A 14,053-nucleotide genomic window follows, 5' to 3' on the forward strand; every position below is an offset into this window, starting at 1 on the left:
GCCGGCGCCGCAAGGGGCGCTAGGCGATGGGAATCTCCACGGCGATGCGCGTCCCCTTCCCGGGGCGCGAGGTGAGCTCGAAGGAGCCGTTTAAAAGCTCGACCCGCTCGGCCATGCCGACAAGCCCGAGCCCACCCTTCCCGGCAGGAACGGCGCGGGCGGGGTCGAACCCCCTGCCGTTGTCGGTGATGCGCATCCTGAGCACCGGGTGGGAAACGACGAGGCTTACGGTCACCTCGCTTGCCCGCGCGTGCTTCACCACGTTATGCAGCGCCTCCTGGAAGACCCGGTATAGGGTTATTTCACCCTCATGGGGGAGGCGCACCCCGTCGAGGCCGTGGGCGGAAACGCGGACGTTCACCCCGTGATGGGTCGAGAAACTGTCGCAGTCGTGGCGGATGGCGTCGACAAGCCCCAGCTTCTCCAGCGGCGAGGGACGCAGGCCGGCGCAGATGGTGCGGATCGACTGCACGCTGTCCCTGAGCACCTCGGAGAGATGACGCATCCGGGCGGGAGCATCACCCGGGGAAGAGGCGAGGTCCTCGGCGAGAACGTCGACGATGATCTTCGCGGCGTTCAGGCGCTGACCTAGGTCGTCGTGCAGCTCCCTGGAGAGATGCTTTCTCTCGTCTTCCTGCACGCTCAAAAGTTTCCGGGTGAGGGCGCGCACCTTGTTCTCGGCCTCGCGTCGCACGGTGATGTCGCGGGCAACGGCCAGTTTCGTGCGCTGCTCGATGCCGGGCATCCGGACGGGAAGTTCGATGACCGAGTACCAAAGCTTGGTCACCTCGTTGTAGAACTCCTTGTGCAGGGGGCGCTCGGAGTCGAAGAACCCGTCGTCGACGCAGCAGTCCTCGCAGCGGGTCTGCTGGCCGCGGCAGACCTGGTAGCAGAAGTCCTGTTCGAGGTCCCCCAAAAGCCCCTCGCGCATCTTGCGGTTTGCATAGACGATGCGGTAGTCGTCGGTGACGACGTAAACGCGGTCCTCCATGGCGTCCAAAAGAAGCCTAAGGGTCTCCTGGGTCGCATGCATCGCCTCGCCGATCAGCTTGCAGTCGGTGCGGTCCAGAAAGGTCCCGAAGATGGCGGGTTTGCCTTCCACCTCGATGAGACGCGCTTCCACCTCGATCCAGAAGACGCTGCCGTCAAGCCTGGCCGACGGCTGCCCCCAGGAGACCGTCGAGCGCTCTCCCTTCAAGAGCTGCTCGTGCACGTGGCGGAACAGGTCGACGCTCTGCCGGTCGGGGTAGACATCGGCGTACATGTCGCGCCCGATCAGCCCCTCGACGCTCGCGTAGCCGAAAATGGCCCCGAAGCGGTCGTTCAAAAAAATCGCCTTCCCCTCCTGGATCACGTAGATCCCGTCGGTCAGGTTAAGCACGATGCTGGTAAAAAGGTTGGTACTCATGATCACCTCGCCGTAAATGAAGTGCAGCGGAGCAAAACCTGCGCCAGAGCGCCGGACGTGCCTGCAGACGGGGGTGAGCCCCGCTCCCGGGGCACAATCGAGCGATTTGCCCCACCTCCGACCTCGGCGCCCGAGAAAAACTGGGGCATATCCCCCATCTCCCCGTGAGGCGAAACACGCAAACCCGCGCGGGGGAGGCACTCACGGCGCACGGGGCAAGTGGCACCCTATTTGCTGGAAAAAGGCAGCCGCCGTGGCGCCGCAGCAGGACGCACGGGCCATTTTTCGCACCGCAAAGCAGGAGAACCTACATGAAGCTGGCAGACCTGTACAAACGGGGACTCATCGTCGCGCTCGCCTGCGCCGCCCTCCTCATTTCCAACCTTTCCGCGTTCGCCACCGCGCTACCCGGGGACTGCGACGGCAACGGAAGCGTCACCATGATCGAGGTGCAGGGGGCGATCAACATGTTCCTCGGCACGAAGACGGTGGCATCCTGCGTGGACACCGACCAAAGCGGCGCGGTCACGATAACAGAGCTGCGCAACGTGGTCAACGCCTACCTCGGGCTCCCGGTGATGATCCCGGCGCTTGCCGTGACCGGCACTGTGAAGGACCCGATCTCCGGGCTCGCCGTCACCGGGGCGACCGTGACCGCGTACGCCGACGGCGCAAGCACCCCCGCGGCAACCGCCACGGTGCAAAGCACCGGCAGCTACAGTTTCTCAGGACTCTCGGCGGCCGGCACCTACCAGCTCGTGTTCAGCAAAACCGGCTACGCCGACGTGAACTACTACGGCGTCAAGCCGAGCCAGAGTGCCGCCACCGCACTGGAAACCGTACTCATGCTCACGACCGACAAGGCTTCGCTCACCACGTCGATCAACGGCTATGTCCTGAACGCCTCCAACAACACCGGTGCGGCCCTGACCCTCAGGTTCCGCCCGGGGCTGGGCGCCACCACAGGCAACTACCTGGCCAAGACGGCCGACGGCTACGGGTATTACTACAAGGACTACTTCCCCGCCGGGTGCTACACGGCGGAGGTGTTGAAGCTCGTTGACGGGGCGGAAACGAGCTACGGCTACTTCACCGTCTACTCCGTCCCCGGGGTATCAACCTACAACAACAGCCAGAACTTCACCGCGGACACCGGGACGACGCCGTCCACCACCTACCGCGCCGTCCTCAGCTGGGGGAGCGCCGAGCGCGACCTCGACCTCCACGTCACCGGTCCCCTGAACCCGGACGACACCTCCACCACCATTGGGTCCAGCAACACCCCGAGGTTCCATGTCGGCACCAGCACCTCCGACCCCCAGGTGAGCTACCCGTACGGCAGCGCCATCACAGGCACGACCCTCAGGAACATCCCCGGGGCTACCACCGAGGCATACCTCGACCAGGATCAAGCGAACCACGGCGTCGACAACGGCAGCGAAACCTTCACCATCCTGACCCAACAGGCAGGCGTCTACCGTTTCTACGTCTACAACAACTCGGCCGCCGGTTACCTCGCCGAGTCGGGCGCACAGCTCAAGCTTTACCGCGGCACCACCCTGGTGAAGAGTTACACCGTCCCCAACAAGGCCGGCAACACCTGGACCGTCTTCGAACTCGACGGCGACACGGTGACCGACAAGAACCTCATGTCCACGGTGGACCCGACCCAGACGTACAACCTCGCCAAGCCGGTGGCGGGCTATCCCGTGGACGAGCTCTCCACCTTCAAGCAGGTGCAGAAAAACCTGCCCACGCGGTAGCAAAGGGGTAAGGAGCAGCTGAAAATGGAAAGACTCAGCAAGAAGTGCACGGCGATCCTCGTAGGCGCCCTCACCTGCCTCGCAGCGGGTATCGGACTGGCCCCCCGGGTCGAGATGACCCCGAGGGGGCTGGAGCGGCCCGCGAGCCTTGCCACCGAGGTGACCGGGCAAGGCTCAGATGCGGCAAACGTGATGGTGCAAAGCTGCGCGGGCGGCGTCTCGATGAGCTGCCACCCGCAACGCTCCCGCCCCCAGCTTTAGACGCGCCATCGCAAGAACGAAAAAGGCTCCCCTTCGCAAGAAGAGGAGCCTTTTTCGTTGCCGTCGCGCGCCGCACCGATCAGGCGTACCCGAGGGCGATGCATGCCGAGCGCTACTGGGGAGGCGCTACATGGGTGTAAGAGGTCAGGTAGTCGACCACGACGCCGTTGTCGTCGATGAAGATCATCGTGCTGAGAACCTTGCTCTTCATGGAACCGTCGGCGTTGAAGGGGGAGGCGTTGTAGGTCCAGAACTCCTTCGTGCGCGCGATGGGCGGCAGGGGCACCTTTATGGTGGCGAGCATATCCTTGGAAAGCTGGCGCTTGTTCTGCTCCACCGCCACCGGGCTCCCGTAGGCCGCGAGCACCTCGGCCTTGGTGGTCTTGTCCTTCACGATAAGCTCGGCAAGGGACGCCTCGCTCAGCTCGACCTTCTTGGGTGCCGGAGCGGTTGCCGCTGCCGGTGCCACTTCACTTTTCACAGCCTGGTGCGCGCAACCGCCCAACAACGCGCCAACAACCAACAAACCAACCCTCTTCATCATCCGACCTCCTGGTATAGATAAGATACTGCACGCTAAGCCGTGCAACGTCTCTGCCAACATCAGTCGCATCTGAGCCGCGCAAGGTGCGCCCCGGCACATCGACGCAGCTTCGCGTCCTTGCGGGGCATCCGCCTCCCTCCCCCCGCCGGCACCTCGGGCGGCGCCATCCGATCGTGGGCGATTTCACCCCAATGGTCCCCCATGCGGGGGATATCACCGCACCTTTTCAAGACTCGGCGTCCCTTCGCGGGACCGGACGTCAAGGGGACCTCCTCCCGTCGGGGCATCGCGGTGTTTTAAAGCGAGTGCAATATATCAATTATTATATAAGTTTCCAAGCCTCATCTCCTTCCGGGTTGTTTTTTTTCGCCCCTGACGCGCGGCGACCGGCATCGCAGGTACGACAATTGCTATTATCCAGTCAAGCTCTCTTCACACCGTACCGGTGATGCCTTAAAACCTGGTCCGGCGCAGTCGTCACGTGCCCCCATTCACGCGGCGGCCTGAAGGTCCGAAGTAGCAGCAACAAAGAAGGCAGCACAATGCAATTCATTTCAAATCCAATCAAGAGACTGAGAGGGAAACAACCTATGAAAAAAAGGGGATTGAAAATCTCGCTTTTGGCGGGGGCCTCGGCGGTAGCCGGCCTCACCGTAGGCGGGACGATTGCCCAAGCGGCGCATCCGGCAATCCAGCTTTACACCTATCAGGAGGTAGCGCAGCAGTACGGCGTACCCGCCATGCCGGTTATGGTCGACCAGACCTCGAAGCAGGGCATGCCGTACAGCCCGAAACAGACCTGCATGGGCGGCGGCTCCATGAGCTGCCACACCGCTGGTAACACCGTCGGGCTCAAGAGCTACGAAGACATGTCGAAAGGGGCCTTCCACGCCACCCTCGGCGTCGCTGAGTGGATGGACAACTCCGACAGCGGCCTCTTCATGGAAAACGGCAAGCAGACGGGCCTCAACCCGCAGAAACCCTGGCTGCAGTCCCACGGCCACAACGGCAAGTGGTGAACCCCCTCGCTCCGCCAGGTGGCGGACTTACAGAAAAAAGCAGACGGCAAAGGCATCACCTATCCGGGCACCCCGAACACCGGCGACCCGGTTCTCGACTCCAAGACCCCCGGCACCAAGCTCTACATCTTCCTGAACGGCGGCACCGTTAACGGCCAGGCGTATCCGAAAGTCGACCTCTCCCTTTGGGACCAGGCGACCATGTGCGCGACCTGCCATCCGGGCGGCGTAACCTACGAGGAAGACAGAAACGGCAACCGCCTCCCCTTCAAGACCCTGACCGACATGGCCATGGGCAACGTGAACCCCTTCACCACCACGGTTTGGGAACAGTTCAGCGCGCAGGGGATCGAAAGCTCCTTCGCAACCATCGCCCCCTGGGTCTACCCGCAGTACAAGGGTAACAACCCGGCCAACGGCCCGGTGCTCCTTCCGAGCCTCGCCAACGCATGGGTGAAGACCGACCCCATGGGTAACCCCGTCGCACTCGGCGTCAAGGCGATGGACATGCTCGAGCCGAACACCAAGGCGATGATGCCGGTGTTCTCCGGCCAGCTCATGATGCCGAACGTGAAGGAGATGGACTGCCTGTTCTGCCACCTCTCCGGCTACGACAACGTCATGTCCTCCGTCATGACCCAGGCCGGCAGCCTGAACGCCGCCCCGGGCGCCGGCGCCATGCTCTTCGACATGAACCCGGCCAGCCCGACCTACATGGGTTACAACTCGCAGAACGGCAACGTGACCTTCACGGATCCGGATGCGAACAACATGCAGATGGTGTCGTTCTCCCCGACCTTCATCGGCCGCATCAAGGCCGCCCCGGAGTCCAACAACTGCATGCAGTGCCACGCCACCAAGACCCTGAAGGATCTCCCCGAGATGTTCGGCGTCACCGGCGGCAGCAGCGGCTTCCTCTCCTCCGCGCCGATGATCTACGACCCGGCCAACGCCGTCGGCCCCAACGGCAAGAGGATGACCTCCTACGACATCAACGCCATGTGGCTGACCAGCGGGTCCTCCCCGGTCATCAACTTCGGCAACTACACCCAGTACATGATGCCGGGCATGCCGTACCTGCAGGCTCAGCAGACCTTCAAGAGCGCAGCCAGCGAGACCGGCTTCCTGGGCGGCGGCAACCCGGCCATGTCCGGCCCGCTCTACTACTACAACGGCGACGGCTCCATGCCCGACCAGAACGCCCTCAAGCGCTCCACCATGCCGTTCCCGCGTGCTGAGTGGTTCAAGCGCGGCGACGCATGGCAGGCAGGCCAGGATGTCCACGGTTCCTTCGGTTGCGCCGGCTGCCACTTCACCGGCAACAGCACCAACAAGAACCAGTGCGACCCGGGCCGCGGCTTCGACATGTCCAGCACCACCGCAGACGGCGTTCCGCCGCTTTGGAAGCGTCAGGTCGTCAAGGACTTCGACGCGGACGGCAAGCCGATCGTGGCCGCAAACGCCACCGAGGCGGGCGCAGCGGTTCAGAAGCACGACACCCGCAACACCGTCAAGCGCTGCGAGTTCTGCCACATCACCGGCAAGGACTACTACGGCAACGCCATCCAGACCTTCGGCGCACCGAACCCGGATGCGGCTCACACCCAGTACGGTCTGAAGAACAACATCGTCCAGATCGCCGACAAGGTCGACATCTCCAGCACCGGTTACGGCGGGCAGGGGATCTCCGAGCACACCAACTTCACCACTGATAACACCAAGCTCGGCCGCGGCAACCACCTCGACGCGATGGACTGCACCGTCTGCCACGTCAAGAAGGTCAGCATGGCGGTTCGCGCCCTCGACGCCACCTCCGGCATGCGCTTCCCGGCCATCGTCGGCACCGACTCCTCCAAGGGGATGATCGGCCTGTTCGAGGATCCGGCTCCGGCATCCTTCAACGCGGGCGCAGTCGATCAGTACAACCAGATGTACGCGGCCATCAACCAGGCCATGGGCCTCACCGCCGGCATGCCGGGCTACAACGCACCCATCCCGGCCGGCACCCACGTTGTGGGCGGCCAGCTCAAAGAGTGGAAACCGCTGCACCTCTGGCAGAGGCTCGGCAACATGGAAGCTCCGCTCACCTTCGGCAACGGCACCAAGAGCGGCATGCAGTACCGTCGCAAGATCTACCTCAGCAACGCGATCTCCGCGGTCATCTGGAACAACACCGACCCGAACGTCGACGCAAACGGCGACACCGTCCCGGGCGGCCTGCTGATCGGCGACAACGACGAACTCGGCCGTACCGTCAAGCCTTCGCTGGCCGGCTACACCGACGTATTCGACGAGAAAGCTCCGCACAAGAACAACACCCAGGGCTACGGCGAGCCGATCTACGACCCGTGGATCCAGCGCGACCTGAAGGCCGGCATGAACTTCGGTCCTTCCGCCCTCTCCGTCATCTCCATCGGCTTCAACGACCCGATGAGCACCGCTTCCGGCTCCGCATTCATGCCGGACGGCACCTTCTCTCCGGCCAACTACTGGAAGTACGTCAGTGTTTGGAGCGGCGCGGTCACCTTCACCGAGCCGAACCAGATCCGCGACTACAAGAACTACCGCAACGCCCTCGAGAGCCAGAAACCCGCAGCTCTGCAGAAGAGCTGGAACGGCACCGAACTCGCCTACATCGGCGCTCCGTTCATGGTCACCCACGGCGTCAAGTCCGTACGTGAGCACGTAGTCGGCAAGAGCTGCGCCGACTGCCACGCCCCCGAGAAAGGGTTCTTCACCGGCGGCTTCGACATGGTCGGCACCGCAATCCCGGCTGACCGCACCTTCAACCCGACCTCCCAGGTCAGCATCGACCAGTCCACCGGCACGGTCACCCGCATGCCTGGCATCCCGGGCCTCGACTCCGCCAGCAACCTGATGAGCCGTCCGCTGGAGCCGGTCCGCGTGAAAGCCTACAACGGCGATCTGCGCACCGCATTCGAAGGCTTCAACAAGCTGGGCCAGGCACGCACCGTGAAGTTCCAGAAGAGCGATGCGACCTACACCTGGACCACCGATCTCGAGCGTGCCGACGTCCTCTATCCTGATGAGGACGGCGCCATCTACTACAAGATCGCTGACACCAACGACGACGGCAGCGTCAAGGCCGGCGCAGTACCCATGACCGGTCGCGAGTATGCCGCGTACATGGAAACCATCGCGGCGAACTTCGACGCCGCAGCTGCAGGCGTCGGCGTGCAGCCGGTCGCAACCATCGCGGCAGTCAACGGCGAGACCGGCACCACCGCGGCTCCGCTCGTCAAAGGTTCCTCCTACAACTTCGCTCCGGCCACCGCCCCGGCTGCCGGTGCCAAGTTCCAGTGGGCCACCAACGCTGGCGACGGCGCAACCATCGCTGCAGCAACCGCAGCAACAACCGGCATCACCTTCACCAAGGCCGGCACCTACAGGGTCGCCCTCACCGTGACCAACGTCGACGGCGCTGCCGCAACCAGCTACAAGCTCGTCAACGTCACCAACCCGGTCTACATCAGCGTCACCGCTCCGGCCACCACCTCTACCACCACCACCGTGCCGGCAACCGCCACCAAGCCGGCCTACACCTACACCACCGTCATCACCAAGGTGCCGGTGACCCTCGCAGCCGGGACCCCGACCTTCGACAAGGTCAGGTTCTTCTGGGGCGACGGCAGCGCATCCACCACCATCACCGCGGACGCCCTTACAACCGCGAACGCAGCCGGTGGCCAGGCGCACCAGTACAACCGGTACAGCAAGTACTTCAAGACCGCTACCGGCAAGTACACCTACAAGACCACGATCCAGCTCTTCAGCGGGTCGACCCTGGTCAGCTCGCAGTCTGTCATTGTGGAAGTCCCCTAGATGGAACTTCGATGAAGATGCATTGAGGTAAACCCATGGCCCGGAACGAAAGTTCCGGGCCCTTTTTGGTAGAGGGACAAGTTTTTCGGGCCGACGTCGAGAGCAAGACGCGCCTGGAGCAGCTCAAAGACAAGGAGAATCAACATGCCGCACCCGAAGAAGATCGTATCGTCCACCCTTGCCGCAATAGCGCTCGCCGCCCTTGGCGCAGGACCATCGTTTGCAGAGGAGGCCACCGTGAAAGGGACCGCGGTCCAGGCGGCCCAGGCAGCCCAGGCGGCGCAGCCGTCACCCGACGACACGCTGGTGAAGGTGAACGGCACGCCGATCATGCGCAAGGAAGTCAACCGCGCCCTCAAGATCATGCTGAAGCAGAGCGGCACGAAGCAGCTCATCCCCGAGGCGCTCAAGAAAGCACAGGACACCATCCTCGAGCAGCTCACCGACTCCGAACTCCTGTACCAGGCGGCAAAGAGCATGGAGATGAAGGATCTGGACCAGCAGGTGAAAAAGAGCCTCGCCGACAACCGCGCGAAGTTCAAGAGCGACGCCGAGTACCAGGCGGCACTGGATGAGCTGGTCATGACCCAAAGCGACCTGGAGCAGTTCACCCGCAAGGACGTCGCGATCAACAACATGATCGAGGCCCGCCTCGGTTCCAAGGCCCGGGTCACCGAAGCGGAGGCGAAGAAGTTCTACGAAGACAACCGCACCAAGTACTTCGAGCAGGGCGCCAGGGTAAGAGCGAGCCACATCCTGGTCGGCACCGCCGAGAACGCGTCCACGGAGGATAGGGAGAAGGCCAAGGCCAAAGCCGAGGCCCTTTTGGAGCGGATCAAGAAAGGCGAGGATTTCGCCGAGATCGCCAGGAAAGAGTCCGCCTGCCCCAGCAAGGAAAAAGGGGGCGACCTGGGGGTCTTCGGCCAGGGAGACATGGTGCCGCCGTTTGAAAAGGCGGCCTTCGGCCTGAAGCCCGGTGAGGTGAGCGGCGTCGTTTCCACGGTGTTCGGCTACCACATCATCAAGCTCACCGAAACCGTCCCTCCGAGCGTACAGCCCTTTGACGAGGTCAAGGGGAAGATCACGGAATTCCTGAAGCGGGAAAAGGTGCGGGCGGAGATCCCCGCCCTGATCAAGGAACTCAGGGAGAAGGCCAAGATAGAGAAAGCCTAGTCTTCACAAACACTTACCGACATGGAACGAGCAGGAAGGGGCTCCCCCACCTGCTCGTTTCTCATTCACGCACCCCAGCCCCCGCATTGGGGTAAAAGCCCCCCACCCCCTGGGTGAACTTGGGGTATTTACCCCAACAAACACCCCACCCCCTCCCGCATCCCCTTTCATCCCGACGAGTCTCGTCCCGGAAGCTTTAGCAATTACTACTGTTTTAAAAATTTAGTGAGAAAAATAAAATACCGGCATACCCCGTGCTAATGATGAAGTCAGGCTCTCTAAAGCTGAAGCAGGACTGCAGATGGCGAACGGTACCCCCATACCGGACGCAAGATGTGATTCGTACTTCCATTGAATCGAGACAAAGGAGACCCATGATGAAACAACCCACCAAGAAGACGGTGCTGCTTACCGCCGCTTCCTGTGCGACCCTGATCGGGGTCGGCGCGGGGATCGCGACGGCAGCCGTCTCTGCCCACAAAGCGATCCCGCTGAAGGATCCGGCAGGCCTGGCGATCACCAAGAACGCCGACGGCTCCGCCAAGGCCTTCAGCATCAAGACGACCTGCTTCGGCACCGCCGGCTGCCACGGTGACGCCGCCGCCGGGACCTCGAGCGTCCTCAAGTACACCTACAACGACATTGAGAAGCACTCCTACCACGCTCAGCTGGGTGCGAACGAGATCCGCGGCTTCAACCCGTTCAACATCGACTCGACCGACGCTTTCCGCACCGGCGCAGGCCCCCAGGGTAAAAACTGGGTGCAGAGCCCCGGGCATGTGGGGTCTTGGTGACCGCCGTCTGCTCGCCAGTTGGCGAGAATGTACAAAGACGGTGCAGGTGCGGTTTACAACGCGACCACGGCCCAGTTCGAAACCGTACTCTTCGGTGAGGTAGCTTCCGGCAGCTCCAGGGTAGCCAACGTCGTTGGCGGCTCGACCAAATACTACGAGCCGTACAACTTCACCGACGCGGCCACCTTCGCCCAGAAGGCGGACAACTCCGTGGCGGGCGAGATGCGCGACTGCGGTGAGTGCCACGTCGGCGGCGGCGCGATGGAATACATGATCGACGACAGTGCGACCGTCTCCGGGACCTACGACGCAAGCAAGCGCAAGTCGCTGCGCGAGTACGTCTTCGGCGGCGCCGTCACCGCCTTCAACGCCCTGATCGACATCTTCAACGAAACCCCGGCCAACAGGGGCAACGTGGTGGTGCAGGATTACTCCCAGACCGGCGTTCTCGAGATGGACTGCCTCATCTGCCACCAGAACGACTACAGCTGGGATAAACGCAAGGAAGCTGTCCGCAAGGGCGAGTTCGACGCATCCCGCGCCGTCGGCTCCAAACTGGCTTTCTCCGCCAAGGACGGCGTGAACGTCTTCTACAACTCGACCTCGGTAACCGCCACCCCGGCCGGCCTGGTCGCCAACCTCGAGTACAAGATCGTCGGGAAGCCGACCTCCAACCAGTGCTCCTCCTGCCACCTCGGCAACAGCATCGAGACCAAGAACGCAACCACCGGTACCGTGACCGTGACCGGCGGCGAGAAGTACCAGGTTGACTGGAAGAAGCGCGGCGAGATGTGGAGCCAGAACGGCACCATCCTCGACGTGCACGGCGCCATCGGCTGCATGGGCTGCCACGAGCGCACCGGCGCCACGGCAGGATCCACTGCCGCCGTCGGCGTGAGCGGCAACATCGGCGACAACAAGCTGGGCCTTTGCGATCCCGCCAAGGGCGGCGCTTCTCCGTTCGACGCCATGTGGAACAAGATGGACAAGGTGGAATTCAAGGACTGCTCCGGCTGCCATGAGTACACCACCGCTCCTGCCTTCGCCACCTTCGGCGCACCGAGCTCCAAAGGTGCTCACGACAGGGCCGGCCTGACCGCCAAGATCGCCTACGACAAGGCGGGCGCCCAGGTAAGCCACATCGACCTCATCGACTGCACCGCCTGCCACATCCGTAAAGACGGCTTCAGCGGCGGCGCGTTCGTCGACGGTAGCGGTGCCGACGAAGAAGGCCGTCTGGCCGTCCACGACACCGAGTACGTCGCCAAAGGCGACATGGCCAACGGTGTCGCACTGCACTGGCAGAACGGCAAGATATACGCAGCGAACCTGCTGACCTCCTTCTTTTGGCGCGACATGAACGGCCTGAAGACCGCCAACGGCGGCTTCGACGCCAACAACGACGGCCGTGAAGCCGGCATGGATCCGCTGCTGCAGACCCATGTCGCCAACATCAACCGCCTGAACGGCCTGCACGCCCTGACCGCGGACGGCATCGTCAACGCCGCCGAGATCACCACCCAGCAGAGCGCCATCGCGGCCGGCATCAGGGGACAGCTCGGCAACGGCACCACCCAGGCAACCAACGCCTTCCTGCCGAAGCTCTCCTTCCTCATGGTTCCGTTCAAGGCAAGCCACAACATCGCTTCCGCCGACAGGGCGTGGGGCAAGAACGGCTGCAAAGAGTGCCACGCCGCCGGCGCGGGCTTCTACAACGGCGCCTACCCGATCAACGGCAACATGGACGGCAAGTTCAGCTTCGACTCCAACCAGGTGACCACCTTCACCAAGGTGAACGGCCTCGTCGACATCACCGATTCGCACCCGAACGTCGTGACCAAGGACGGTACCCGCTCGCTGCCGATCCCGATCCTCACCAAGTTCGACACCCCGTACGTCCAGACCGCGACCCCGGGGCAGACGCTGCGTAACATCGACCGCAGCGAGGTCCTCTACGAGAACACCTTCCAGACCGTCAAGCAGGACTGGGTCGCCAGCATCCAGGGCGGCGCGATCGCCGCGGTCTGCAACGCTGCAAGTCCGTTCTACTGCGACAACGCCACCTACATCTTCAACGCGGCCAAGAAGGGCGCCACCTCCACCCTCGGCTGGACCCTCAAGGTGGATGCGAAGGACAGCAACGGCGTGATCACCAGCCGCACCGCACAGGTGGGCAACGACATGGTGACCAGCGTCGACCAGCTGGTAACTGCGCTTGGCAGCATCGGCGGCACCTACTTCACCGTCACCGCGGTAGACGCCAGCACCGGGCTGCCCGCCGTTTCTCCGGCGGTCAACAACTCCATCAAGCTTGCTGCAGCCGACGGCTACACCATCCGCATCAACAAGCTCTCCGACGTCGGTCCGTTCGGCCTGAAGGGCGCCCTCTGGGTGAATGCCCCGATCGTACGCGGCACCAACAGCTACGCGACCCGCGCCCAGTACGTGACCTACCTGAACAGCATCGACGCGGCTGCCTTCGGCGTCGGCCAGACTCCGGTGGCCGGCATCGCGGCCATCAACCAGGAAACCGGCACCACCGCGGCTCCGCTGGTTAAGGACCTTTCCTACAACCTCAACGCCACCGGCACCCCGGCTGCAGGCGCCAAGTTCCAGTGGGCTACCAACGCCGGCACCGCAGCAGTCATTGCCGACGCAGCAGCAGCAAGCACCACCATCAACTTCAGCAAGGCCGGCACCTACAGGGTCGCCCTTACCGTGACCAACGTCGACGGCGCTACCGCGACCAGCTACAAGCTCGTCAACGTCACCAACCCGGTCTACATCAGCGTCACCGCTCCGGCCACCACCTCTACCACCACCACCGTGCCGGCAACCGCCACCAAGCCGGCCTACACCTACACCACCGTCATCACCAAGGTGCCGGTGACCCTCGCAGCCGGGACCCCGACCTTCGACAAGGTCAGGTTCTTCTGGGGCGACGGCAGCGCATCCACCACCATCACCGCGGACGCCCTTACAACCGCGAACGCAGCCGGTGGCCAGGCGCACCAGTACAACCGGTACAGCAAGTACTTCAAGACCGCTACCGGCAAGTACACCTACAAGACCACGATCCAGCTCTTCAGCGGGTCGACCCTGGTCAGCTCGCAGTCCGTCGTTGTAGAAGTTCCCTAAGTCCTGTCTCTTACAGGCAACTTGATTGATGCATTGCAGTAACTTCGAAGCCCGGAACGAAAGTTCCGGGCTTTTTTTATCTTTCGCAGCGTGCGTGATGACGGCCCCAG

9 protein-coding genes are annotated in these 14,053 nt (G+C 63.1%); 7 read left to right on the forward strand and 2 right to left on the reverse strand.

What is annotated here, in order from left to right; all coding sequences use genetic code 11:
- Positions 1-19: 19 nt before the first annotated feature.
- Positions 20-1,408 carry a PAS domain-containing sensor histidine kinase gene (locus D6Z24_RS17495; RefSeq protein ID WP_129127902.1) on the reverse strand — a complete coding sequence of 463 codons (1,389 nt, stop codon included), beginning with the start codon at positions 1,406-1,408 and terminating at the stop codon, positions 20-22.
- A gap of 311 nt (positions 1,409-1,719) precedes the next feature.
- On the opposite strand from D6Z24_RS17495, the gene D6Z24_RS17500 reads away from it, so the two are divergent.
- A complete protein-coding gene (locus D6Z24_RS17500) occupies positions 1,720-3,171 on the forward strand; it encodes a carboxypeptidase-like regulatory domain-containing protein (RefSeq protein ID WP_129127903.1) in 1,452 nt (483 codons plus the stop codon).
- Positions 3,172-3,195: 24 nt separating this feature from the next.
- A complete protein-coding gene (locus D6Z24_RS17505; RefSeq protein WP_129127904.1) occupies positions 3,196-3,432 on the forward strand; it encodes a hypothetical protein in 237 nt (78 codons plus the stop codon).
- A 112-nt stretch (positions 3,433-3,544) separates the two neighbouring features.
- On the opposite strand, the gene D6Z24_RS17510 is transcribed toward D6Z24_RS17505, so the two are convergent.
- Positions 3,545-3,976, reverse strand: coding sequence for a hypothetical protein (locus D6Z24_RS17510; protein WP_129127905.1), 432 nt, complete (start codon positions 3,974-3,976; stop codon positions 3,545-3,547).
- Between the two features lie 590 nt (positions 3,977-4,566).
- Between D6Z24_RS17510 and D6Z24_RS17515 the strand changes: the two genes are divergently transcribed.
- From D6Z24_RS17515 to D6Z24_RS17535, 5 genes are all read left to right on the forward strand, one after another.
- Entirely contained in the window at positions 4,567-4,995 is a 429-nt protein-coding gene (locus D6Z24_RS17515; protein ID WP_198419578.1) for a cytochrome C, read from the forward strand.
- An 18-nt stretch (positions 4,996-5,013) separates the two neighbouring features.
- Positions 5,014-8,838: a PKD domain-containing protein gene (locus D6Z24_RS17520; protein WP_129127906.1), complete on the forward strand. Its 3,825-nt coding sequence runs from the start codon at positions 5,014-5,016 to the stop codon at positions 8,836-8,838.
- Between the two features lie 144 nt (positions 8,839-8,982).
- A complete protein-coding gene (locus tag D6Z24_RS17525; protein WP_129127907.1) occupies positions 8,983-10,011 on the forward strand; it encodes a peptidylprolyl isomerase in 1,029 nt (342 codons plus the stop codon).
- Between the two features lie 377 nt (positions 10,012-10,388).
- The gene (locus tag D6Z24_RS17530) at positions 10,389-10,805 is read left to right on the forward strand and encodes a cytochrome C (protein ID WP_246014712.1); all 417 of its coding nucleotides are present in this window, start codon (positions 10,389-10,391) and stop codon (positions 10,803-10,805) included.
- A 27-nt stretch (positions 10,806-10,832) separates the two neighbouring features.
- A complete protein-coding gene (locus D6Z24_RS17535) occupies positions 10,833-13,943 on the forward strand; it encodes a cytochrome c3 family protein (protein WP_129127909.1) in 3,111 nt (1,036 codons plus the stop codon).
- Positions 13,944-14,053 lie beyond the last annotated feature (110 nt).

This window comes from Geomonas oryzae, assembly GCF_004117875.1.
Taxonomy (GTDB): domain Bacteria; phylum Desulfobacterota; class Desulfuromonadia; order Geobacterales; family Geobacteraceae; genus Geomonas; species Geomonas oryzae.

What these genes read in the sequence shown, in the direction of transcription:
- D6Z24_RS17515 (WP_198419578.1), top strand. Translation starts at nt 4,567, where the DNA reads ATGAAAAAAAGGGGATTGAAAATCTCGCTTTTGGCGGGGGCCTCGGCG.
- D6Z24_RS17525 (WP_129127907.1), top strand. Translation starts at nt 8,983, where the DNA reads ATGCCGCACCCGAAGAAGATCGTATCGTCCACCCTTGCCGCAATAGCG.
- D6Z24_RS17505 (WP_129127904.1), top strand. Translation starts at nt 3,196, where the DNA reads ATGGAAAGACTCAGCAAGAAGTGCACGGCGATCCTCGTAGGCGCCCTC.
- D6Z24_RS17535 (WP_129127909.1), top strand. Translation starts at nt 10,833, where the DNA reads ATGTACAAAGACGGTGCAGGTGCGGTTTACAACGCGACCACGGCCCAG.
- D6Z24_RS17510 (WP_129127905.1), bottom strand. Translation starts at nt 3,976, where the DNA reads ATGATGAAGAGGGTTGGTTTGTTGGTTGTTGGCGCGTTGTTGGGCGGT.
- D6Z24_RS17530 (WP_246014712.1), top strand. Translation starts at nt 10,389, where the DNA reads ATGAAACAACCCACCAAGAAGACGGTGCTGCTTACCGCCGCTTCCTGT.
- D6Z24_RS17495 (WP_129127902.1), bottom strand. Translation starts at nt 1,408, where the DNA reads ATGAGTACCAACCTTTTTACCAGCATCGTGCTTAACCTGACCGACGGG.
- D6Z24_RS17500 (WP_129127903.1), top strand. Translation starts at nt 1,720, where the DNA reads ATGAAGCTGGCAGACCTGTACAAACGGGGACTCATCGTCGCGCTCGCC.